Origin of the sequence: Pseudomonas sp. Marseille-Q5117 (assembly GCF_946901175.1) — a bacterium.
Classification (GTDB): domain Bacteria; phylum Pseudomonadota; class Gammaproteobacteria; order Pseudomonadales; family Pseudomonadaceae; genus Aquipseudomonas; species Aquipseudomonas iranensis.
Map to the genome: position 1 here is coordinate 222329 of NZ_CAMPPP010000002.1, position 21667 is coordinate 243995.

The window sequence follows — 21667 nt, forward strand, 5'->3', positions numbered from 1 at the left end:
TTTGCCAGGAGAACGGCCATGAACAGTTTCGCTTCAGCGACCCACGCGCAATCGACCGCCCTGCCCGTCTCTCGCTTGGGCACGCCGATGGAAGATCTGTATCCGCGAATGTTCGACGCGATTCTCGAACAGCGTATCGATGAAGACAGCCGGTTCACCGAGGACAGTCTGCAAGCGATGTTCGGCGCCGGCCGCGCCGATGTACGACGGGTGCTGACGCAGTTGTCCCACGAGCAGATCGTGGTATTGCGCGCCAATCATCGACCACGAGTGGCCGCGCCTGATCGGGAGCTGATCCGGCAGACCTTGCATGCGCGCCGGCTGGCTGAAAACACCTTGGTGCGGTTGGCCTGTCAGCGTCCGCAGCCAGACGATCTGAAATGTTTGCGCACGTTGATAGAGCGCGAGAAGGGCGCCATCGAGCAGGCTCGGCGCGGGGCAGCGATTCGGTTATCGGGGGAGTTTCATTTGCAGTTGGCACGGATGGCGGGAAATCTGCCGCTGGCGCATTTTCTGCGCAGCCTTGTGCCGTTGACGTCGCTGGCGATTGCGCGGAGTCAGAGCCCGACGCGCAGTTGTTGCGCATGGCAGGAGCATTTGGCGTTGGTTGAGATTGTGGAGCGAGGTGATGTTTCCAAGGCCGGGAGGCTGATGGATCGGCATCTGGATCGTCTTGAGCAGACGCTGCTCGGTTCTGACCATGGGCATTGTGCTGTCGGCTAGATCGCCTTCGCGAGCAGGCTCGCTCCCACAAAAGACCGCATTCTGTCAGGAGGAATGCAATCCACTGTGGGAGCGAGCCTGCTCGCGAAGAGGCCCTTTGAGCTGTTGAAATATCAGGATTGTTGCGCCGCTACCCTGGCAAACCCCGCCCGAATCTTCTCTTCCGGCAAGTCATCGGCAATAAACACGATCACACTCTCGCGCGCCTCGCCCTCGGCCCATTCGGTGTCCCAGTCGAAGCCATAGAGTTTCAGCACGCCCTGAAATACCAGGCGCCGATCTTCGCCGGCAATATTCAGCACGCCTTTGTAGCGCAGCAATTGCTTGCCGTGCTCTTCCAGCAGTTCGTTCATGAACTCGCTGAGCTGATCGATATCCAGCGCCTGATCGGTGCGCAGCACCAGGCTGGAGATGCGATCGATCGACGGCGCCTTGCTCACCGGGCGCAGGCTCAAACCGCCGCCGAGGTCAGCATTGAGGTTGAAGCCACGCACATCCAGCAATTCGGCCAGATCGATGTTGCCATGCTCGACCACGCGGATCGGCGCGCGGCGGTTGATTCGCGTGAGGCGCTCGCTCAGCGCATTGAACGTCGGCTCATCGACCAGGTCGGTCTTGCTCACCAGCAAGCGATCGGCGAAACCAATCTGCGCCTGGGCGATGGTCTGCGTCAGGTGCACGTCGGCGTGGGCGGCGTCGACCAGGGTGATGATGCCGTCGAGCAGGTAACGCTCGCGCAGCTCTTCATCGATGAAAAAGGTCTGCGCCACCGGCGCCGGATCGGCAAGGCCAGTGCACTCGATCACCAGACGGTCGAAGGCGATCTCGCCGCTGTCCAGGCGCTCGAGCAGCAAATACAGCGCCTTGGTCAAGTCGGTGTGAATGGTGCAGCAGACGCAGCCGTTGGCCAGAGTCATGACTTGCACCGGCTCGTCACCCAGCAACTGAGTGTCGATGCCGGCGTCGCTGAATTCGTTTTCGATCACGGCGATTTTCAGGCCGTGCTCGGCCTTCAATAAATGACGCAGCAAGGTGGTCTTGCCGGCGCCAAGGAAACCGCTGAGTACCGTTACCGGAATGGGAGAAGACAAAACCCGATCTCCTGAAAAGAACACAAAAACAAATGTGGGAGCGAGCCTGCTAGCGAAAGCGGTGTGTCAGTCAAATCATTCTTCAACTGACACTCCGTATTCGCCAGCAGGCTCGCTCCCACAGGGGATTACCTCAACCGCAGGCTGTCAGCTCAACAGCACTTCGGCCCACCCTTGCCACCGTAACGGGCTTCCTGACGTTCGCGAAAGAACATCTCGTAGCTCATCACCGGTTTGTCCGGGTGTTTGGTTTGCATATGCTCGACGTAGGTGTCGTAGTCGGGCATGCCGACCATCAGGCGCGCGGCCTGACCGAGGTATTTACCGAGGCGACTCAGGTCATTGAACATGCTGCAATCCTCTGGTTACGCATCCGGCAGGGCCTGGAATGGCGATTCTTTATCCGTACGCTCTTTTTTGCCCCAGGCGGCGATGCCGACCTTGAGCGCATAGAACAGGATGCTGAAGACCACGAACAGGAACAGCGCGGTGAGTGTGGCGTTGGTGTAGGCGTTGAAGATCACGTGCTGCATCTGCTCGACGCTCTTCGCCGGCGCCAGCACCTGACCGTTGGCCAGCGCATCGCTGTACTTCTTGGCCAGGGAGAGGAAGCCGATCGCCGGGTTGGCGTCGAACAGCTTGATGAAGCCAGCGGTGGTGGTGCAGATCAACAGCCAGGTGGCCGGCAACAGGGTGACCCAGATGTAGCGCTGGCGCTTCATCTTGATCAGGACCACGGTACCGAGCATCAGCGCGATACCGGCGAGCATCTGGTTGGAGATGCCGAACAATGGCCACAAGGTGTTGATGCCGCCCAGAGGATCGATCACGCCCTGATACAGCAACCAGCCCCACATCGCCACACAACCGGCGGTAGCGATCAGGTTGGCGCCCCACGATTCGGTGCGTTTGAGCGCCGGTACGAAGGAGCCGAGCAGGTCCTGCAGCATGAAACGCCCGGCACGGGTGCCGGCGTCGACAGCGGTGAGGATGAACAGCGCTTCGAACAGGATCGCGAAGTGGTACCAGAACGCCATGGTGTTTTCACCCGGCAGGACACTGTGCAGGATCTGCGCAATACCGACCGCCAAGGTCGGCGCACCACCGGCGCGAGCCAGAATGGTGGTTTCGCCGATGTCATGGGCAACCGCTTGCAGCGCTTCCGGTGTGATCGCAAAGCCCCAGCTGGTGACAACCTGCGCCACCGAAGCGACGTCACTGCCGACGACTGCGGCGGGGCTGTTCATGGCGAAGTACACGCCCGGCTCGATCACCGAAGCGGCAACCATGGCCATGATCGCCACGAACGATTCCATCAGCATGCCGCCGTAACCGATGTAGCGGGCGTTGGTTTCGTTATCCAAAAGCTTTGGCGTGGTGCCCGACGAGATCAGTGCGTGGAAACCCGATACCGCGCCGCAGGCAATGGTAATGAACAGGAACGGGAACAGACCGCCCTTCCACACCGGGCCAGTGCCGTCGACGAACTGGGTCAGCGCCGGCATTTTCAGCTCGGGCATGGTGATCAGGATGCCGATCGCCAAGGCGACGATGGTGCCGATCTTGAGGAAGGTCGACAAGTAGTCACGCGGCGCGAGAATCAGCCAGACCGGCAGCGACGCAGCGACAAAACCGTAACCGACCAGCATCCAGGTAATCTGCACGCCGGTGAAGGTGAAGGCCTTGGCCCATACCGGATCGGCAGCTATCTGCCCGCCCAGCCAGATCGAACCGAGCAGCAGCAACACGCCGACCACGGAAATTTCGCCGATGCGGCCCGGGCGGATGTAACGCATGTAGATGCCCATGAACATCGCGATCGGGATGGTCGCCATCACGGTGAAGATGCCCCAGGGGCTCTCGGCCAAGGCCTTGACCACGATCAGCGCCAGCACCGCGAGGATGATGATCATGATCAGGAAGCACCCGAACAGTGCGATAGTGCCGGGAATCCGGCCCATTTCTTCACGCACCATGTCGCCCAGGGAACGGCCGTTGCGTCGGGTCGACATGAACAGGACCATGAAGTCCTGCACCGCGCCCGCCAGCACCACACCGGCTATCAGCCAGAGTGTGCCGGGCAGATACCCCATCTGCGCCGCCAGCACCGGACCGACCAGTGGCCCCGCGCCAGCGATGGCCGCGAAGTGGTGACCGAAAAGAATGTGTTTGTTGGTCGGCACGTAGTCCAGACCATCGTTGTTGAGCACGGCGGGGGTGGCCCGACGCGGATCCAGTTGCATCACGTTGTTGGCGATGAACAGACTGTAGTAACGGTACGCAACCAGATAAATGGCCACGGCAGCGACCACAATCCACAAGGCGTTGATCGCCTCGCCGCGGCGCAATGCCACTACGCCAAGGGCGCACGCTCCTACGATTGCCAGCACGAGCCAGGGTAAGTGGCGCAGCAGGCTATTATTATTTTTCATTTTATTATTCCAGCCAGGGTGGACAAGAAAGACAGCCACCCCGAGTTTAGCGCTTACGGCGCCAAAGGCCATACCCCGACATAGGTCTAGACGCTTGAGCGATTGGCTGGCGCCCGCATTCGCGGTCTATAGTCAGCGAACCTTCATGAGGATTGCGCCATGAGTGAGCACCCCGCCAATCGACGTCGTTTCAAACGTATTGCGTTCGATGCCCGAACCGAGCTGAAACAGGGCGAGTACATCTGGCCGGTCAAGCTGATCGACCTGTCGCTCAAGGGTCTGCTGATCGAGCGACCGGAGCCGTGGCTCGGGGATAAAGAGCAGGACTTCTTCGTCGACATTCATCTGAGCGAAGACGTCGATATCGAAATGGACGTGCATCTGGCCCATGAGGAAAACGGCCACTTGGGGTTCATCTGCCGCCACATCAGCCTGGAATCGATCCAGCGCCTGCGGCGGTTGATCGAGTTCAACCTCGGTGATCCGCAGGAGCTTGAGCGGGAATTGGGTGCGCTGATCGAGATCTAGCGCCACCCCCAATCCCGATTTGGAATGCCCCTGTGGTGATGGGGATTTATGTGGCGAGGGGATTGATGTGGCGAGGGGATTTATCCCCGTTGGGCTGCGCAGCAGACCCGTTTTTTCAGGGCCGCTACGCGCCCCAACGGGGATAAATCCCCTCACCACAGAGGTTCGGCATTCACTCAAACAGTGCGTCGAGGGCTTGTTCGAGACGGGTCACGGCAATGATCTGCAACCCCGCCGGCGATTCCTTCGGAGCATTACCCTTCGGCACGATCGCGCGTTTGAAGCCGTGCTTGGCCGCTTCTTTCAGCCGCTCCTGCCCGCTCGGCACCGGGCGCACTTCGCCGGACAGGCCGACTTCGCCGAACACCAGCAGATCATGCGGCAGCGGCCGGTTGCGCAAACTCGACATCACCGCCGCCATCAACGCCAGGTCCGACGCCGTCTCCAGTACCTTCACGCCACCGACCACGTTGAGGAACACGTCCTGATCGTGGGTCGGAATGCCACCATGACGGTGCAACACCGCGAGCAGCATTGCCAGACGGTTCTGATCCAGCCCCAGCGTCACCCGACGCGGGTTGGCCAGATGGCTGTCATCGACCAGCGCCTGCACTTCCACCAGCATCGGCCGGGTGCCCTCCCACGTTGCCATGACCACACTGCCCGGGACTTCTTCCTGAGCGCGAGTGAGAAAAATCGCCGATGGGTTGGAGACTTCTTTCAGGCCCTTGTCGGTCATGCCGAACACGCCCAACTCGTTGACCGCGCCGAAACGGTTTTTCACCGCCCGCAGCAGACGCAGTCGACCATCGGATTCACCTTCGAAATACAGCACGGTGTCGACCATGTGCTCCAGAACACGTGGACCGGCCAAAGCGCCCTCTTTGGTGACGTGACCAACGAGGAAGATCGCCGTGCCGCTCTGCTTGGCGTAACGCACCAGCAGCGCCGCACTTTCGCGTACCTGCGACACGCCGCCCGGGGCCGATTGCAATTGTTCGGTGAAAATGGTCTGGATCGAGTCGATCACCATCACCTTGGGCTTTTCCTGGCGGGCGGTGGCGATGATGGTTTCGATGCAGGTTTCGGTCATCACCCGCAGCTGATCCTGCGGCAGGCCGAGACGGCGAGCGCGCATCGCCACCTGCTGCTGGGATTCCTCACCGGTGACGTACAGCGCCGGCATGCTTTTGGCCAGATTGCACAGGGTCTGAAGCAGGATTGTCGATTTGCCGATCCCCGGATCACCGCCGATCAGCACCACCGAACCATCGACCAGACCACCGCCGAGCACGCGGTCGAGCTCACCGGACGCGGTGGAAAAGCGTGGAATCTCTTCGATGCTGACTTCGGCGAGCGTCTTGATCTGTGCCTGCTGGCCGGCCCAACCGGTGCGCCCGGTGGGTGCCGTGGCGCCACCGCTTTCGATCATGGTTTCGGTCAGGGTGTTCCAGGCACCGCACTCGCCGCACTGCCCGGCCCACTTGGGAAAGGTTGCGCCGCACTCGGTGCAGCCGTACATGCGCTTGGCCTTGGCCATCAGAACCCCCGGAACAAAAGACGCGATGATAACGCAGCCATCGCCGATCAGCGCGGCGCAGCGGTACGGATTTCGCCGCTGGCCAGACGCGCGGCACTGTTGCCCAGCGGATCCTCGGCATTGAGGTCGGCGCCCTTGGCTTTCAACGCATCAAGCAATTCCAGACGCTTGAACAGCCCGGCGTACATCGCCGCTGTCTGCCCGGCGCCGTTACGTTGGTCGGGGCTGCAATCGGTGGCCATCAGGCGCCGGGCGATCTGCAACTCGCCTTTGAAAATCGCGCCCATCAGCGCCGTGTTGCCGCGTTGATCCTGAGCACAGGCGTCCGCGCCCGCTGCCAACAGCCGCTCAACCGCCGGCGCCTGACCGTGATAGGCCGCCAGAATCAGCGCGGTGTAACCCTTGCTGTCGCGGGTATCGAGGGAATAGCCGGACTCGATGAAGGTCTCGAGCATCGGCACGTCGCCACGCCGTGCGGCGTCAAAGTAGTAATCCTGCAACTGCGCCTTGATTGCCTCGGGACTTTGCTCGACCGGTGCCGCCCACGCGCTGAACGACAGGCACCCGGCCAGGCATAAAAGAAAAATACGCATAGGGCTCTCCTTGAGCGCACGCGAGGCGGGACAGCCCTCGCGTACGCCGCATCGCTATCAGTCGGTCAGTTTGGCCGCCAGTGCTTTCACACGGCTGAGGTCGCCCTTGGCCACTTCGGTCACACCGCTGCCGTACTCGGGGTCAGCCTTGTACAGGAAGGACAGAATGATGTGCTTGCTCTCGTCATCGGTGGTCGCCAGCGAGCCGCCGAAGCTGTCGATCAAGTCGCGACGTTCCTGCTTGCTATACGAGCGATACAGATCACCGGCCTGCTTGAAGTTCTGCTCGCGCTGGATCTTCGCCTGTTGCGTGCTGCCCGCCAGTGCCGACTGGCTGTAACGCGCCGCTGGCGTCTCTTCACGCGGCTGCAGACGACTCGGCTGGTAGTTGACGCCGGACTGGCTGGCGCCAAAATTCATCGCGCCATCCTGATTGCCATTGTTCACCGCTGTTTTCGGAGCGTTGATCGGCAATTGCAAAGCGTTGGCGCCGAGGCGATACATCTGCGTATCGGCATAAGAGAACACTCGGCCCTGCAACAAACGATCTTCCGAAGGTTCGATACCCGGAACTACGTTGGCCGGTGCCATAGCAACTTGTTCGGTTTCCTGGAAGACATTGGCCGGATTACGGTTCAAGACCATTTGTCCAACTTTGCGCTCGGCAATACCCGGCCAGATCTTGGTTGCATCCAGTGGATCGAAATCAAACTTGGACAAATCCTGTGGCTTGAGAACTTGCACGTACAAGTCCCACTTAGGAAAGTTGCCTTTGTTGATGTTAGTTACCAAGTCATTAGTCATATGACTGTAATCCTGGCCTTGAACTTCGCTGACCTGTTTTGGCGTGAGGTTTTTGATGCCTTGAAGACTCTTCCAGTGAAACTTCACATAGTGAACTTCATTCCTGGCATTGATCAGCTTGTAGGCATGAACACCATTGCCATCCATCTCCCGATAACTGGCCGGAGTGCCGTAGTTGGAATACAACTCGGTCAGTGTGCGGGTGGCTTCCGGTACATGGGAGAAGAAATCGAACCGGCGCGAATCGTCGTCGAGGTTGGTGCGCGGATCGGGCTTGAAGGCGTGGACCATATCCGGGAATTTGATCGCATCGCGGATGAAGAAGGTCGGGAAATTGTTGCCGACCAGATCCCAATTACCGTCAGCGGTGTAGAACTTGGTGGCGAAACCCCGCGGGTCGCGTAGGGTTTCCGGGGAATGGTTGCCATGCACCACCGCCGAGAAACGCACGAATACCGGCGTGCTCTGGCCTGCGGCGAACACCTTGGCCTTGCTCAGGTCGCTGAGGTCATCGGTCACGGTGAAGGTGCCGTGAGCGCCAGTGCCGCGTGCATGTACCACGCGCTCGGGAATGCGCTCACGGTCGAAGCGTTGCAGCTTCTGGATCAGTTGCACGTCCTGCAGCAGCACCGGCCCGGTGGCGCCGGCGGTTTGCGAGTTCTGATTGTCACCGACAGCAGCGCCGTTATCGCGGGTCAGCGGAGCGGCGTTGACCGAGAAGGTCAGCAGGCTGGCGGTGAGAACGCCGAGGGTGCGGCGATGGGGAAAAGCCCCCAGTCCAAGAGCAGAAGTCATATCAGGTTCCTCTGGTTTTATTGAGCGCATCCAGGTGCGCCACAGCAAGGCTAGAGGCCCGTGCCGAGGAACATAAATAGAAAGAACGTAACGCCATGATTGAAGAAATTGGCTTTCCCGTCAGCGGGTTAGCGCGTATTCCGCGCGCGATTGCTGGCATTTTGCAAACTAATCGTCAATTGATGTGTCGATAAAAACGGGCATTGTAAGAAGGTGTTTCGCGCAGGAGGCGTTTCGCTGATTTACACTGCCTACACCAAACTCATCTGTAACAAGGAAATAACTATGGGCGTGCTTAGCGAGTTCAAGGCCTTCGCGGTCAAAGGCAATGTGGTCGACATGGCCGTCGGTATCATCATCGGCGCGGCGTTCGGCAAGATCGTTTCGTCGTTTGTCGGCGACGTGATCATGCCGCCGATTGGCCTGTTGATCGGTGGGGTGGACTTCAGTGATCTGGCCGTCACGCTCAAAGCCGCCCAGGGCGATGCGCCCGCCGTGGTGCTGGCTTACGGCAAATTCCTGCAGACGGTGCTGGATTTCGTGATTGTCGCGTTTGCGATCTTCATGGGCGTCAAGGCCATCAACCGCCTCAAGCGCGAAGAAGCCGTAGCCCCGACCGCGCCGCCGATCCCGAGCAAGGAAGAGCAACTGCTGGGCGAAATCCGCGACCTGCTAAAAGCGCAGAACGAGCGGCCCTGAGGCATTCGCTACACATCAAAACGGCACCCGCGGGTGCCGTTTTCGTTACCAGTAATTCTCCACCGCAACCTGCCCCGGCTTGCGGGTCAGGCTCAGGCGCATGTCGCGCTGTTTCAGCAAGGCGCGGGTGTCGTCGATCATCTGCGGATTGCCGCACAGCATCACTCGCGAATGCTCTGGGGAGAGCTCAACCCCTGCCGCTCGCTCCAGTTCGCCGTTTTCGATCAACGTGGTAATCCGGCCCTGCAACGCGCCTGGGTGGGCTTGGCGGGTCACAGTGGGGATGAATTGCAGCTTGTGGGCGTATTCACTCAGATAGTCACGTTGCGCCAACCCGGCGATCAACTCTTGATAGGCCAGTTCCCGCGCCTCCCTCACGCTGTAAACCAGAATGATCCGCTCGAATTTCTCCCAGACCTCGAAGTCCTGCAGGATCGATAGAAACGGCGCCACCCCGGTGCCGGTCGACAGTAACCACAGGTCTCGGCCGTCGACAAAACGATCCAGCGTCAGGTAGCCGAACGCCTGGCGTTCTACCATCAAGGTGTCGCCGACCTGTAGCCGGCTCAGCTCACTGGTGAATTCGCCGCCCGGCACGACGATAGAAAAGAACTCAAGAAACTCATCGAATGGCGACGACACCATCGAATAGGCGCGCCAGACCGTGCTGCCATCGGCCCTGGTGACGCCCAGCCGGGCGAACTGGCCGGCACGGAAGCGAAAGCCGGGATCACGGCTGGTGCGCAGCGTGAACAGGTTCGGCGTCAACGGTTGCACATCGAGCAAGGTCTGGGTGGTGTACTTTTCGGCAATGGCAGTCATGAGGCACTCCTTGAAACGGTTGCCCACAGTGTCCCGCAAAATCGCGCTGCCAAACACTCCTGATTGGTAATGGTATTGACGGGATCAGCGCTAGACATTCGATTTGCTGGCAATGCTGGATCTAGAGCAATAACTTTAAGATGCCAATTAAAATATAACAGCCTGTATTGCTAAGAACGCTTTATAGAAAACATCAAAGTTTCAATCTCTAAAAAATGTAAGGCGTTTCGCAGGAAAGAGCCTACACTTCGATTCGTGCCGGATTTTTTGGATCCATTTGGCGCCCCTATATCAGGATGGAGGCAAAGTTCATGGAAACGTGGAAGGAATCACAATTGAAACAACTGACATTTGCCAAAGGCATTGAGGTGGCATACCCGATACTGCTGAGATTTGCCGTGAATCTGGGCTTTAACTATTGTGCGATAGCGGTCACCTCCCCCCATCGCGATGTCCACCTGAATGCCTTGCAAATCAATAACTATCCAAAAGAATGGAACAGCCAGTACAACAAAGAGAACTACCGGAATATTGACCCGGTAATAGCGCATTGCAATCACTCAGTATTGCCGATCGTTTGGGAAGAAAGAGTTTTCACTGATGCGCCCGAGTTGTGGCAGGCGTTGAAAAACAACGGATTGCAGCATGGCTGGTCGCAAGCGTTTCATGACGAAGCCAGCGGTTTGTGCAGCATCATCAGTCTGGCTCGAACCCACTGCCCGATCAGCCCGCTCGAGCTGTACGAGCATTACGGTTATATCTTTTTCGCCAATCGACACTTCAGTGATCTGTATGCCCGCACCGTGCCCATCCCGGCAAGACCCAGCAAGCCCAGGCTATCGACACGGGAGCTGGAGATCCTGAAATTGTCCGCCGTGGGCAAGACCGCTCACGACATTTCGCGAATCCTCAACCTGAGTGAACGTACCATCAACTACCACGTGCAGAACGTGATCGAGAAACTCAAAGTCTGCAACAAGATTTCTGCGGTGATGGCGGCTGTCCGGGCCGGGATCATCTGAACAACTGAGGCATCGCGCTTCAATCCCGCGAGTATTCGCGCGCAAAAAAACGTACCATTCAGGCCTTCTTCGAGTGATGACGCACACCGCGTGCATCGCAGTCCACTCGGTCGGATCCCGTCGCACGAGATGCCGGCAACGGGACGTCTGCCGAATATCCTGAGTCCCCGTCCCATGCCTTTGCTCGAAACACCTTTCGCTCAACTCGACCTGATCCGCCAGCCCGAACAGCAGAACGAACCGCTGCAAGCATTCGATGCGGCGGACGAATACCTGCTCAATCATCTCGCCAGCGAACAACCTGCGAGCAACACCCGCGTGCTGGTGCTCAATGACAGCTTTGGCGCCTTGGCAATCAGTCTGTTGGACAAGGTCGAGGTGAGCAGTAGCGGCGATTCGTTCCTGGGTTTCGTCGGGCTGGAAAAGAATCTGCTGCGCAATGGTCAGGCGTTCGATGCGATCCGCCCGATACCGGCCAGTGAGCCTTTGGTCGGGCCGTTTGATCGCGTGCTGATCCGAGTCCCCAAAACCCTGGCGCTATTGGAAGAACAGCTGATCCGCCTGCAAGGGCAACTCGCTCCCGGCGCGCAAGTGATCGCCGCCGCCATGGTCAAGCATCTGCCGCGCGCTGCCGGCGATCTGCTGGAGCGCTACATTGGCCCGGTGCAGGCGTCGCTGGCCGTGAAGAAAGCCCGACTGCTGATCGCCACGCCTGAAAGCAAAGCGCCCGCCACGTCTCCTTACCCGACTCGTTATCGCCTCGACGAACCGGCGATCGAATTGCTCAACCACGCCAACGTGTTCTGCCGCGAAGGCCTCGACATCGGCACCCGCGCATTCCTGCCGCATCTACCGAAAAACCTCGGCAACGCACGGGTTGCCGACCTCGGCTGTGGCAACGGCGTGTTGGCAATCGCCAGCGCCTTGCAGAACCCGGATGCGCATTACACGCTGGTCGATGAATCATTCATGGCGGTGCAATCAGCTGCCGAGAACTGGCGCGCGGCATTGGGCGATCGCGAAGTCATCGTGCGCGCTGGCGATGGTCTGGCCGGGCAGGCACCGCAGTCGCTGGACGTGGTGCTGTGCAACCCACCGTTCCATCAGCAACAGGTGGTCGGCGACTTCCTCGCCTGGCGCATGTTCCAGCAGGCGCGCGAGGCTCTGGTGGTTGGTGGTGCGCTGTATATCGTCGGCAACCGGCATCTGGGCTATCACAGCAAACTGGCGCGCCTGTTTCGTGGTGTCGAGCAAGTGGCGGCCACGCCGAAATTCGTCATCCTCAAGGCGCGCAAATAAAACTGCGGCGTAAAAAAACCCTCCGTGAGGAGGGTTGCAAATCCATACCCGAAGGCGCCGGGACGGGATGTTTCAGTGGGTGGTCAAACCTGCGGCATTCATGAACATGCGCATCAGGCTGGCGGCGATGAACAACACGCCGACACTGCCAACCCAGATCAGAGCCAACCAGCCGAGCCGCTGCCACAGCGGCTTTTTTTCGGCTTCTTCAATGTCGTGCAGGGAATGTTTGCCGGTCATTGCATCGATCTCCGTTAAGCCAAGGCGTCACTGCGGACGCCTTCGCGAGCAGGCTCGCTCCCACAGGGCAAGCCCCAGCATGGGATTAGTGGTAACCATCTTCGTGCGTGACCTTGCCGCGGAACACGTAGTAGCTCCAGAAGGTGTAACCGAGGATGAACGGAATGATGAACAACGTGCCGACCAGCATGAAGCCCTGGCTTTGCGGCGGCGCGGCGGCATCCCAGATCGATATCGACGGCGGCACGATGTTCGGCCACAGGCTGATGCCCAAGCCGCTGTAGCCGAGGAAGATCAGCACCAGGGTCAGCAGGAACGGCGTGTAGTTGGCATTACGTGCCACCGCGCGAATCAGGCCGTACAAGGTGATGAGCACCAGAATCGGCACCGGCATGAACCAGAACAGATTCGGCATGCTGAACCAGCGCGAGGCGATTTCCGGATGCGACAGAGGCGTCCACAGGCTTACGATACCGATCACTGCCAGCAGGACAAACGCCAGCGGTCGCGCCAGGTCATGCATCTGCTCCTGCAACTTGCCTTCGGTTTTCATGATCAGCCAAGTACAGCCGAGCAAGGCATAGGCCACCACCAGCGCCGCACCGCAGAACAGCGTGAACGGCGTCAGCCAATCCAGTGAACCACCGGCGAACTGGCGATTGACCACCGGCAGACCATCGATGAACGCTCCCAGCGCCACGCCCTGAAAGAACGTTGCCGCGATCGAACCACCGATGAATGCCTTGTCCCACAGGTGACGTTTTTCATCCTTGGCCTTGAAGCGGAATTCGAAAGCCACGCCGCGAAAGATCAGGCCCATGAGCATGAAAATCAGCGGCAGGTACAGCGCCGACAACACCACCGAATAGGCCAGCGGGAAGGCACCGAACAAAGCCGCGCCGCCCAGCACCAGCCAGGTTTCGTTGCCGTCCCAGACTGGCGCGACGGTGTTCATCATCACGTCGCGATCGGTCTTGCCGGGCACGAACGGGAAGAGAATGCCGATGCCCAGGTCGAAGCCGTCCATGACCACGTACATCATGATGCCGAAGATGATGATCACGGCCCAGATCAGCGGAAGATCGATACCCATGAGTCAAATCTCCTTGGTCAAGCGAGTGTTGTCTTCGTGCTCGCCCTCGGCCGGATCGTCGGCTGCGGACAACGGACGCGCCGGGGTGCGTTTCTTGCCTGGACCACCGTCCGGTGTTTCGCTGCCTTCGCTGATCTTCGGCCCTTTGCGCACCAGGCGCATCATGTAGCCGAGCCCGGCGCCGAACAGGGCGAAATAGACCACGACGAACATGATCAGGGTGATGCTCATCTGCATGAAGCTGTGGTTGGACGAAGCATCGGCAGTGCGCATCAAACCGTAGACCACCCATGGCTGACGGCCGATTTCCGTGGTGAACCAGCCGGCGAGAATCGCGATCAGACCGGACGGCCCCATCCACAAGGCCAGATGCAGGAACGGCCGCGAGGTATACAGCGAGTCACGCTTGCGCAGCCACAGACTCCACAACCCGGTGAAGATCATCAGGAAACCGAGGCCGACCATGATCCGGAACGACCAGAACACGATGGTCGAATTCGGCCGGTCTTCCGGTGGGAACTCCTTCAGCGCCGGTACTTGTTTATCCAGCGAGTGGGTAAGAATCAGGCTGCCGAGGTAAGGAATCTCTACAGCGAACTTGGTGCGCTCTTCTTTCATGTCCGGCCAGCCGAACAGGATCAGCGGCGTTGCTTCGTCGCCATGGTTTTCCCAGTGGCCTTCGATCGCAGCGATTTTTGCCGGCTGATGCTTGAGCGTGTTGAGGCCATGGAAGTCGCCGATCACCGCTTGAATCGGCGCGACGATCAACGCCATCCACATGGCCATCGACAGCATGGTGCGGATCGCCGGGTTGTCCCTGCCGCGCAGCAGGTGCCAGGCCGCCGACGAGCCGACGAAGAACGCCGTGGCGACGAACGCGGCCGTGGCCATGTGCATCAGCCGGTAAGGAAATGACGGGTTGAAGATGATTGCCAGCCAGTCGGTGGGGATCACCTGACCGTTGACGATTTCAAAGCCTTGCGGGGTCTGCATCCAGCTGTTGGAGGCGAGAATCCAGAAGGTCGAAATCAGCGTGCCGATCGCTACCATCACCGTCGAGAAGAAGTGCAGACCGCGCCCGACCTTGTTCCAGCCGAACAGCATCACGCCAAGGAAACCGGCCTCAAGGAAGAACGCTGTAAGCACTTCATAGGTCAGCAACGGCCCGGTGACGGCGCCGGCGAAGTCGGAGAACCGACTCCAGTTGGTGCCGAACTGATAAGCCATGACCAGCCCGGAAACCACGCCCATGCCGAAGTTGACGGCAAAAATCTTCGACCAGAAATGGTAGAGATCGCGGTAGGTGTCGTTGCGGGTCTTCAGCCACAAGCCTTCGAGCACTGCCAGGTAACTCGCCAGGCCGATGGTGATGGCCGGGAACAGAATGTGGAACGAGATGGTGAACGCGAACTGAATTCGGGCGAGATCGAGAGCCTCTAAACCGAACATATGGCTTCCTCTGTCAGGTAATACGGGTAGCTGGCCCGGAGGCCTGCACCACTGCCCCCACGGATATGGAGTGCGGCGAATTCGGATTCGTTCTTTTTTTGCACCATCGCAACGCAGGGAGTCTGGCCAAATGGCCGCCAGATCAGTTCCGGTCGGGGTCTTGATCTGGATCAAGCAACGTTGAAAGAGTAGTCCCATTTTTACCAATGAACTGCGTGGTAGTTTGCCGCGTGACAAGTTGCCTCACTCCTGTGGCCAAGGGATTTATCCCCGTCCGGATGCGCAGCAGTCGTCGTCGTTTCGAGATTTTGGGGCCGCTGTGCGACCCAACGGGGATAAACCCCCTCACCACAGGGCTGATTGTCAGCATGAAAGATCGATGTCTGGCTAACTGAATTGTTTCTCGTAGCAACTTCCTGTTACAGACTGGTGATAATCTCGCCGTTCACTCGTCCAAGACCTGCCTTCAGATGCCCACACAAGAGCCCCTGCTGTTACGTCACCATCGTCCGTTCATGGCTTTCTGGCTGGCGCGGATCTTTACCGCCAGCGGGTTCCAGATGCTCACCGTGGCAATTGGCTGGAACCTGTATCAGCTGACTGGCAATGTGCTGGATCTGGGCCTGGTCGGGCTGGTCGAGTTCGCCCCGCGGGTGCTGTTCATGCTGCACACCGGCCATGTCGCTGATCGCTACGATCGGCGCAAGGTCGCCGCGCTTTGCCAGTCGTTGCAGGCACTGATTGCCTTGGCGCTGGCCATCGGCAGCGCCACCGATCACGTCACCCGCGAGATGATTTTCATCCTCGCCTTCCTGCTCGGCGCCGCCCGTTCGTTCGAGATGCCGACGACTCAGGCCTTGCTGCCCAGCATCGTCCCCAGTGCGCTTTTCCCCCGCGCAGTCGCCGCCGCGCAATCGGCGCAACAGTCGGCCACTATCGTCGCCCCGGCCCTCGGCGGCTTGCTCTATGCATTCGGCAGCGTCTGGGTCTACGGCCCGACCGTGCTGCTGTACGTGATCGCCTGTTCGCTGATGCTCAACCTGCCGGCACGCCAGACGCCATTGAATAAAGGCAAAGCCACGCTGGACTCGCTGCTGGCGGGGATTCGCTTCATCCGCAGCCGCCCGGACATCCTCGGCGCGATCTCGCTGGACCTGTTTGCCGTATTACTGGGCGGCGCCACGGCGTTGCTGCCGGTATTCGCCAAGGACATTCTGCTGACCGGCCCGTGGGGCCTTGGTCTGTTGCGCTCGGCGCCGGCGGTGGGTGCGTTGCTGATGTCACTGTTTCTGGCGCGATTTGCCGTGGAGCGCAATGTCGGCCGGGTGATGTTCACTGCCGTCGGCATCTTTGGCGTCGCTACCATCGCATTCGGCCTGTCGACCTCGTTCTGGTTCTCCCTGGCGGTGCTGGTGGTACTCGGCGCAGCGGACATGATCAGCATGGTCATCCGCGCCTCGTTCGTACAATTGGAAACCCCGGACGAAATGCGCGGCCGGGTCAGCGCAGTCAACGGCTTGTTCATCGGTGCTTCGAACCAGCTGGGCGAATTCGAATCCGGCCTCACCGCCCACTGGTTCGGCACCGTGCCGGCCGTGGTGATGGGCGGGATCGGCACCCTGGTGGTGACGGGGACGTGGATCAAACTGTTTCCGACGTTGGCGAAGCGGGATCGAATGCATGTGCCGGTGGAAGAGAAGGTCTGAATCTTTCAGGCCATCAACTCCCCCGCCACCCTCGCCCGCAACGCCTTGCCACCAAGCTGCTCAACCAGGGTCAAGGCAAACTCCAGTGCCGCGCCCGAGCCTTGGGCGGTGATGCAGTTGCCGTCGACCACCACCGGTTGATCAACAAACGTACAGCCGGACAACTGATGGCTGGCGCCGGGCAGGCAGGTCATGCGTCGCTGGCGCAGCACGCCTGATGCTTGCAGGGCGACAGCCGGGGCTTCGCCGATGGCGGCGAACAGTCGGCCGGCGCTGGCTTGGTCCTTGAGCAATTGCTGCAAGGGCTGATGCGCCGCCAGATGCCGGGAACCGACGGCACCGCCTGGCAGGACGATCAGGTCAAAAGTCTGTGCCAGCACATCGACCAGCATGCCGTCGGCAGTCAGCCGGGTGCCGCGCGCACAGGTCAGCATGCGCCGACCTTCGATGCTGGCGGCGACCACTTCGATGCCGGCGCGGCGCAGTACGTCGATCAGGGTCACGCTTTGCAAATCGTCGATGCCCTCGGCGAGGGCAATCAGGGCTCTGGAAATCATGGGCGCTTTCCGCTGGGTAGTCAGTCAAGCGTAGTCAGCTTTGTCCCACCTTGTTCGCAGACAGCCGTTACTTGATGTAAAGCTGAGTCGAAAGCGTGTTGCGCGGAGCGTTGATCGAGGTGTTGCTGAAGTTGAAGGTGCCTTGCTGTTTGCCGGCCAGATCGAAGGTATAAAGAGAACCGACGGTTTTGCTGCCAGGGGTGCATTCAGTGAGATTGCCATTATCGAAGGCGCACACCGGGCTTCGGGTGCCGTTGACCTCGAAGCCATCCAGAGTCACGTGTGGCTGGTTCTGGCCATAGCCGACTTCCAACACGAAGACCTTGATATTCGTCCCGCTGTGATTGCATTGGGTTTGCGGCTGGTTATCGGCAATATCTTCCAGTCCGCAGGAAGGTGACTGCACTTTGATCACCTTCACTTCGGTCAACGGCGGCGCCGAGGCCGCGAACGCCTGAGCTGTCGCCAGCAGTGCTGCAATCCATCCGAAAATCCTGATCCCGCCGTTGCGCATGCCTGCCCACTCCAAAAAATCAGCGCGCAGTATGGCGCAGTTGTCGGCTGCGCAAAACTTCGCCGACGATCGACACCAACATCCGCCAAATTCCTCACGCGGCTGGTATGATGCGCGGCTTTTTCCGGCCCACGACAATTTTCCAGGCGCTTGCGACGGTCTGTGCTTTGCTGTTGAGGTCGATACATTCACGGCGCCACGCGCGCCACGGGGAGCAGACATGCTGGAAAGGCTGTTTCAACTCAAGGCACACAACACCAACGTGCGCACCGAAATTCTTGCGGCCGTCACGACTTTCCTGGCCATGGCTTACATTCTGTTCGTCAACCCGAGCATCCTCGGCGAGACCGGCATGGACAAGGGCGCGATTTTCGTCGCCACCTGTCTGGCGGCCGCCATTGGCTCGACCGTGATGGGCCTGATCGCCAACTACCCGATCGCCCTCGCTCCGGGCATGGGCCTGAACGCCTTCTTTACCTACACCGTGGTGCTGCACATGGGCCACACCTGGCAGGTGGCGCTGGGTGCGGTGTTCATTTCCGCCGTGCTGTTTTTCCTGCTGTCGATCTTCCGCATCCGTGAATGGATCATCAATGCGATTCCACTGCCGCTGCGCTCGGCGATCGCCGCCGGTATCGGCCTGTTCCTGGCGCTGATCGCCCTGCACAACGCCGGTATCGTGGTCAGCAACCCGGCGACCATGGTCGGCCTCGGCGATCTGACCAAGCCGGCACCGATTCTGGCCACCGTCGGCTTCGCCGTGATCGTCGCCCTCGAAGCGCTGAAAGTGCGTGGCGCGGTGCTGATCGGCATTCTCGCCGTAACCATCGCCTCGATCGTACTGAACGTCACCGAGTTCGGCGGCATCATGTCGATGCCGCCGTCGCTGGCGCCGACCTTCCTGCAACTGGACATCAAAGGCGCACTGGACATCGGTCTGGTCAGCGTGATCTTCGCCTTCCTGTTCGTCGACCTGTTCGACAACTCCGGGACCCTGATCGGCGTCGCCAAGCGCGCCGGCCTGATGGGCAAGGACGGCCACATGCCGAAAATGGGGCGCGCGCTGATCGCCGACAGTACGGCGGCCATGGCCGGCTCGCTGCTGGGCACGTCGACCACCACCAGTTACATCGAATCCGCAGCCGGCGTCAGTGCCGGTGGCCGCACGGGCCTGACCGCCATCGTCGTGGCAATCCTGTTCCTGCTGGCGCTGTTCTTCTCGCCACTGGCGGCCAGCGTTCCGGCATTCGCCACCGCGCCAGCGCTGCTGTTCGTCGCCGTGTTGATGACTTCGGGCCTGGCGGAAATAGACTGGGACGACATCACCGTGGCGGCGCCGGTTGTGGTCACCGCACTGGCCATGCCGTTCACCTATTCGATCGCCAACGGCATCGCTTTCGGCTTCATTGCCTGGACCGCCATCAAGCTGCTGTCCGGCCGTGCCCGTGAGCTGAACCCGGCTCTGGTGATTCTGTCGATTCTGTTTGTGATCAAGCTGGGTTGGTTCAACGCATGACTTTCGATTCTCAAGCCTACGCCGAACAACTCGAAGCCAAGGTCACGCGCTTGCGTGATCTGCTGGCGCCGTTCGATGCACCCGAGCCGTCGATCTTTGATTCGCCGCTGCAGAACTTCCGCCTGCGCGCCGAATTCCGCCTGTGGCGCGAGGGCGGCGAACGCCATTACGCGATGTTCTCTCAGGACGACAAGCGCACGCCGATCCTCATCGAAGAATTCCCGATTGCCAGCCTGCGCATCAACCAGTTGATGCCGCAGTTGAAGGCCGCGTGGCAAGCCAGTTCGGCGCTGAGCCACAAGCTGTTTCAGGTCGAGTTTCTGACCACGCTGGCCGGCGACGCGATGATCACCCTGTGCTATCACCGTCCGCTGGACGAGCACTGGCATGCGGCAGCCACTCAGTTGTCGGCAGATCTCGGCGTGAGCATCATCGGCCGCTCCAAAGGCAAGCGCGAAGTGCTCGGGCAGGACTATGTCGTCGAGAAACTCGAAGTCGGCGGCCGCACCTTCAGCTATCGCCAGCCCGAGGGCGCATTCACCCAGCCCAACGGCACGGTGAACCAGAAGATGCTCAATTGGGCATACGACGCGCTGGGCGATCGCAGCGACGATCTGCTCGAGTTGTACTGCGGCAACGGCAACTTCACCCTGCCGCTGGCCACCCGCGTGCGCAAAGTGCTCGCCACCGAGATCAGCAAGACTTCGGTCAACGCGGCCCTGAGCAATCTCAGCGAAAACGCTGTGGATAACGTCACGCTGGTGCGTTTGTCCGCCGAGGAGCTGACCGAAGCGCTCAACGAAGTGCGCCCGTTCCGCCGCCTGCACGGCATCGATCTGAAGAGCTACGAATTCGGCAGCGTCTTCGTCGACCCGCCACGCGCCGGCATGGACCCGGACACCTGCGAGCTGACACGACGCTTCGACAGCATCCTCTACATCTCCTGCAACCCTGACACCCTGGCGGCCAACATCGCCCAGCTGCATGACACCCACCGCATTACCAAGTGCGCATTGTTCGACCAGTTCCCGTGGACCCATCACATGGAATCCGGTGTGCTGCTGACCCGGCGTTGATTGCGGGTAGCGGATACGGAAAAGCCGTCGTGATTGACGGCTTTTTTGTGGGTGCTACGGCGCGATATCAGTTTTCCGTGGACGCCCGCCTTTTTTGCCATTGGCTCGCGCTGCCGCAGATTTCGCAGCGCTGCTTTGACGCCCGTTGCGCGAGGCGACGACCGACGCGGCCATGCGCATAAGCGGCGGGCTCGCTGAAATCATTCCGGCAATGGAAATATCCAGATCCTTGCCCTCATGGCACAGCGCAGTGCCGGCGAAGCCGATCGTCAGGCTTGCATAATCGGCCGCTTCAAACCCCGCGAATTCGGGATACAGCTTCACCGGAAGCAACACACCGCTGCCGTCCTCGAAACGAATGACCAAAGAGGATTCTTCGAAGCTCACTGACACGGCCTGCAAACTATTGGCCTGTCGTACTTCGCCAAGTGTGATGGCGGCATCGAGCATCTCTTCCGTCAGGGGGCGATGCGCCGACGGTTTTGCCTTGATGACCTTCATAATTCGATCTCAACTCCTTCCAATTTGCCGATCAAGGACAGCAGCACCTTGTCTTCATCGGGGTCATAGCGCGCCGATCCGATCCTGTAGGTCTCGTCGGTGACTGGTTTCATTACGGGCACTTCGTTTGCCTGGCAGTCCCATATCTGATTATCGAGACAAGCGGTCTTCACGGCCGACCACCAGATCCCTCGTGCTCTACGCAAGTGCGCCGGTTGTCCAAGTGACAGACACAGGCCGTTAAGCACAGTGAGCGGTGGTCGTCGGGACAACGGCACGACATCCCACAGATCAACTTCGTTGTGCCAGAAGCTGAACCGGAAGCGGGCATTCCAGGCACCCGCATCTACATGGGCGTGCGGTGGACAGTGTTCGTCTCTCAACATGATGCGAATCGACATTCCTTTGTAGCTGCATATCTTCATGCTAACCCATCCGTTAGGTTAATGGATTTCCAGATCTCGAATTTCCTTTCGAGTCCGACGACCGGTTAACACAAAGCGATGTGCCGGAGGTCACTGAAGACTAGCGGGCGTGGGGTTGCGGCTCGAGAAATGAGCAGAGAAAAACGTAAGCAAAGCTGTCGTTACGTTTTGAAATTACGCTTGGCATGATCACCCCTGTGCGATCACCGAACGAAAATTACTGCTCTTAAAGTTGTCCGATT

The 21667-nt window shown here is 59.7% G+C and carries 22 protein-coding genes; 8 read left to right on the forward strand and 14 right to left on the reverse strand.

What is annotated here, in order from left to right:
* Positions 1-18 precede the first annotated feature (18 nt).
* Positions 19-723: a GntR family transcriptional regulator gene (locus OC605_RS04130; RefSeq protein ID WP_262136360.1), complete on the forward strand. Its 705-nt coding sequence runs from the start codon at positions 19-21 to the stop codon at positions 721-723.
* Positions 724-836: 113 nt separating this feature from the next.
* On the opposite strand, the gene yjiA is transcribed toward OC605_RS04130, so the two are convergent.
* From yjiA to OC605_RS04145, 3 genes are all read right to left on the reverse strand, one after another.
* Positions 837-1814 (reverse strand): GTPase, encoded by a 978-nt coding sequence (gene yjiA / locus OC605_RS04135; protein ID WP_262136361.1) that lies wholly within the window; start codon positions 1812-1814, stop codon positions 837-839.
* Positions 1815-1966: 152 nt separating this feature from the next.
* On the reverse strand, positions 1967-2164 hold the full coding sequence (locus OC605_RS04140; protein WP_003228401.1) for a YbdD/YjiX family protein: 198 nt from the start codon (positions 2162-2164) through the stop codon (positions 1967-1969).
* 15 nt (positions 2165-2179) lie between these two features.
* Positions 2180-4246, reverse strand: a complete 2067-nt coding sequence (locus tag OC605_RS04145; protein WP_016773099.1) for a carbon starvation CstA family protein — start codon at positions 4244-4246, stop codon at positions 2180-2182.
* Between the two features lie 159 nt (positions 4247-4405).
* Between OC605_RS04145 and OC605_RS04150 the strand changes: the two genes are divergently transcribed.
* A complete protein-coding gene (locus tag OC605_RS04150) occupies positions 4406-4774 on the forward strand; it encodes a PilZ domain-containing protein (protein WP_186569394.1) in 369 nt (122 codons plus the stop codon).
* A gap of 172 nt (positions 4775-4946) precedes the next feature.
* Here OC605_RS04150 and radA read toward each other — a convergent pair whose 3' ends face one another.
* The 3 genes from radA to katB are packed head-to-tail and all read right to left on the reverse strand — an operon-like array spanning position 4947 to position 8506.
* A complete protein-coding gene (gene radA / locus OC605_RS04155; RefSeq protein WP_095181861.1) occupies positions 4947-6314 on the reverse strand; it encodes a DNA repair protein RadA in 1368 nt (455 codons plus the stop codon).
* 47 nt (positions 6315-6361) lie between these two features.
* Positions 6362-6907 (reverse strand): ankyrin repeat domain-containing protein, encoded by a 546-nt coding sequence (locus OC605_RS04160; RefSeq protein WP_076564177.1) that lies wholly within the window; start codon positions 6905-6907, stop codon positions 6362-6364.
* Between the two features lie 57 nt (positions 6908-6964).
* A complete protein-coding gene (gene katB / locus OC605_RS04165; protein WP_262136363.1) occupies positions 6965-8506 on the reverse strand; it encodes a catalase KatB in 1542 nt (513 codons plus the stop codon).
* A 285-nt stretch (positions 8507-8791) separates the two neighbouring features.
* Between katB and mscL the strand changes: the two genes are divergently transcribed.
* Positions 8792-9205, forward strand: coding sequence for a large-conductance mechanosensitive channel protein MscL (gene mscL / locus OC605_RS04170; protein ID WP_024014404.1), 414 nt, complete (start codon positions 8792-8794; stop codon positions 9203-9205).
* A gap of 45 nt (positions 9206-9250) precedes the next feature.
* Here the strand turns inward: mscL and OC605_RS04175 are convergent, their stop codons facing one another.
* Positions 9251-10027 carry a ferredoxin--NADP reductase gene (locus OC605_RS04175; protein WP_186569397.1) on the reverse strand — a complete coding sequence of 259 codons (777 nt, stop codon included), beginning with the start codon at positions 10025-10027 and terminating at the stop codon, positions 9251-9253.
* Between the two features lie 311 nt (positions 10028-10338).
* Here OC605_RS04175 and OC605_RS04180 point away from each other — a divergent pair, with 311 nt between their 5' ends.
* Both OC605_RS04180 and OC605_RS04185 read left to right on the forward strand, forming a co-directional pair.
* Entirely contained in the window at positions 10339-11049 is a 711-nt protein-coding gene (locus OC605_RS04180; RefSeq protein WP_186569398.1) for an autoinducer binding domain-containing protein, read from the forward strand.
* A gap of 174 nt (positions 11050-11223) precedes the next feature.
* On the forward strand, positions 11224-12348 hold the full coding sequence (locus tag OC605_RS04185) for a methyltransferase (RefSeq protein ID WP_186569399.1): 1125 nt from the start codon (positions 11224-11226) through the stop codon (positions 12346-12348).
* Between the two features lie 72 nt (positions 12349-12420).
* On the opposite strand, the gene OC605_RS04190 is transcribed toward OC605_RS04185, so the two are convergent.
* From OC605_RS04190 to OC605_RS04200, 3 genes are all read right to left on the reverse strand, one after another.
* Positions 12421-12588, reverse strand: a complete 168-nt coding sequence (locus OC605_RS04190) for a DUF2474 domain-containing protein (RefSeq protein ID WP_016773090.1) — start codon at positions 12586-12588, stop codon at positions 12421-12423.
* Between the two features lie 85 nt (positions 12589-12673).
* On the reverse strand, positions 12674-13681 hold the full coding sequence (gene cydB / locus OC605_RS04195; RefSeq protein WP_262136365.1) for a cytochrome d ubiquinol oxidase subunit II: 1008 nt from the start codon (positions 13679-13681) through the stop codon (positions 12674-12676).
* A gap of 3 nt (positions 13682-13684) precedes the next feature.
* Complete coding sequence (locus OC605_RS04200) at positions 13685-15130, reverse strand: cytochrome ubiquinol oxidase subunit I (RefSeq protein ID WP_024014409.1); 1446 nt, start codon at positions 15128-15130, stop codon at positions 13685-13687.
* Between the two features lie 470 nt (positions 15131-15600).
* Here OC605_RS04200 and OC605_RS04205 point away from each other — a divergent pair, with 470 nt between their 5' ends.
* On the forward strand, positions 15601-16836 hold the full coding sequence (locus tag OC605_RS04205; RefSeq protein ID WP_186568873.1) for an MFS transporter: 1236 nt from the start codon (positions 15601-15603) through the stop codon (positions 16834-16836).
* Positions 16837-16841: 5 nt separating this feature from the next.
* Here OC605_RS04205 and OC605_RS04210 read toward each other — a convergent pair whose 3' ends face one another.
* Both OC605_RS04210 and OC605_RS04215 read right to left on the reverse strand, forming a co-directional pair.
* On the reverse strand, positions 16842-17393 hold the full coding sequence (locus OC605_RS04210) for a DJ-1 family glyoxalase III (RefSeq protein WP_186568872.1): 552 nt from the start codon (positions 17391-17393) through the stop codon (positions 16842-16844).
* Positions 17394-17460: 67 nt separating this feature from the next.
* Complete coding sequence (locus tag OC605_RS04215; protein WP_262136485.1) at positions 17461-17907, reverse strand: YolA family protein; 447 nt, start codon at positions 17905-17907, stop codon at positions 17461-17463.
* Positions 17908-18127: 220 nt separating this feature from the next.
* Here OC605_RS04215 and OC605_RS04220 point away from each other — a divergent pair, with 220 nt between their 5' ends.
* Both OC605_RS04220 and trmA read left to right on the forward strand, forming a co-directional pair.
* Positions 18128-19423, forward strand: a complete 1296-nt coding sequence (locus OC605_RS04220) for an NCS2 family permease (RefSeq protein ID WP_262136366.1) — start codon at positions 18128-18130, stop codon at positions 19421-19423.
* Complete coding sequence (gene trmA, locus OC605_RS04225; protein WP_262136367.1) at positions 19420-20499, forward strand: tRNA (uridine(54)-C5)-methyltransferase TrmA; 1080 nt, start codon at positions 19420-19422, stop codon at positions 20497-20499. The genes OC605_RS04220 and trmA overlap by 4 nt, the downstream gene beginning before the upstream one ends.
* Positions 20500-20553: 54 nt before the next feature.
* Here trmA and OC605_RS04230 read toward each other — a convergent pair whose 3' ends face one another.
* A complete protein-coding gene (locus OC605_RS04230; RefSeq protein WP_262136368.1) occupies positions 20554-21000 on the reverse strand; it encodes a DUF2442 domain-containing protein in 447 nt (148 codons plus the stop codon).
* Positions 20997-21425 (reverse strand): DUF4160 domain-containing protein, encoded by a 429-nt coding sequence (locus OC605_RS04235; RefSeq protein WP_136494060.1) that lies wholly within the window; start codon positions 21423-21425, stop codon positions 20997-20999. The genes OC605_RS04230 and OC605_RS04235 overlap by 4 nt, the downstream gene beginning before the upstream one ends.
* Between the last annotated feature and the right edge of the window lie 242 nt (positions 21426-21667).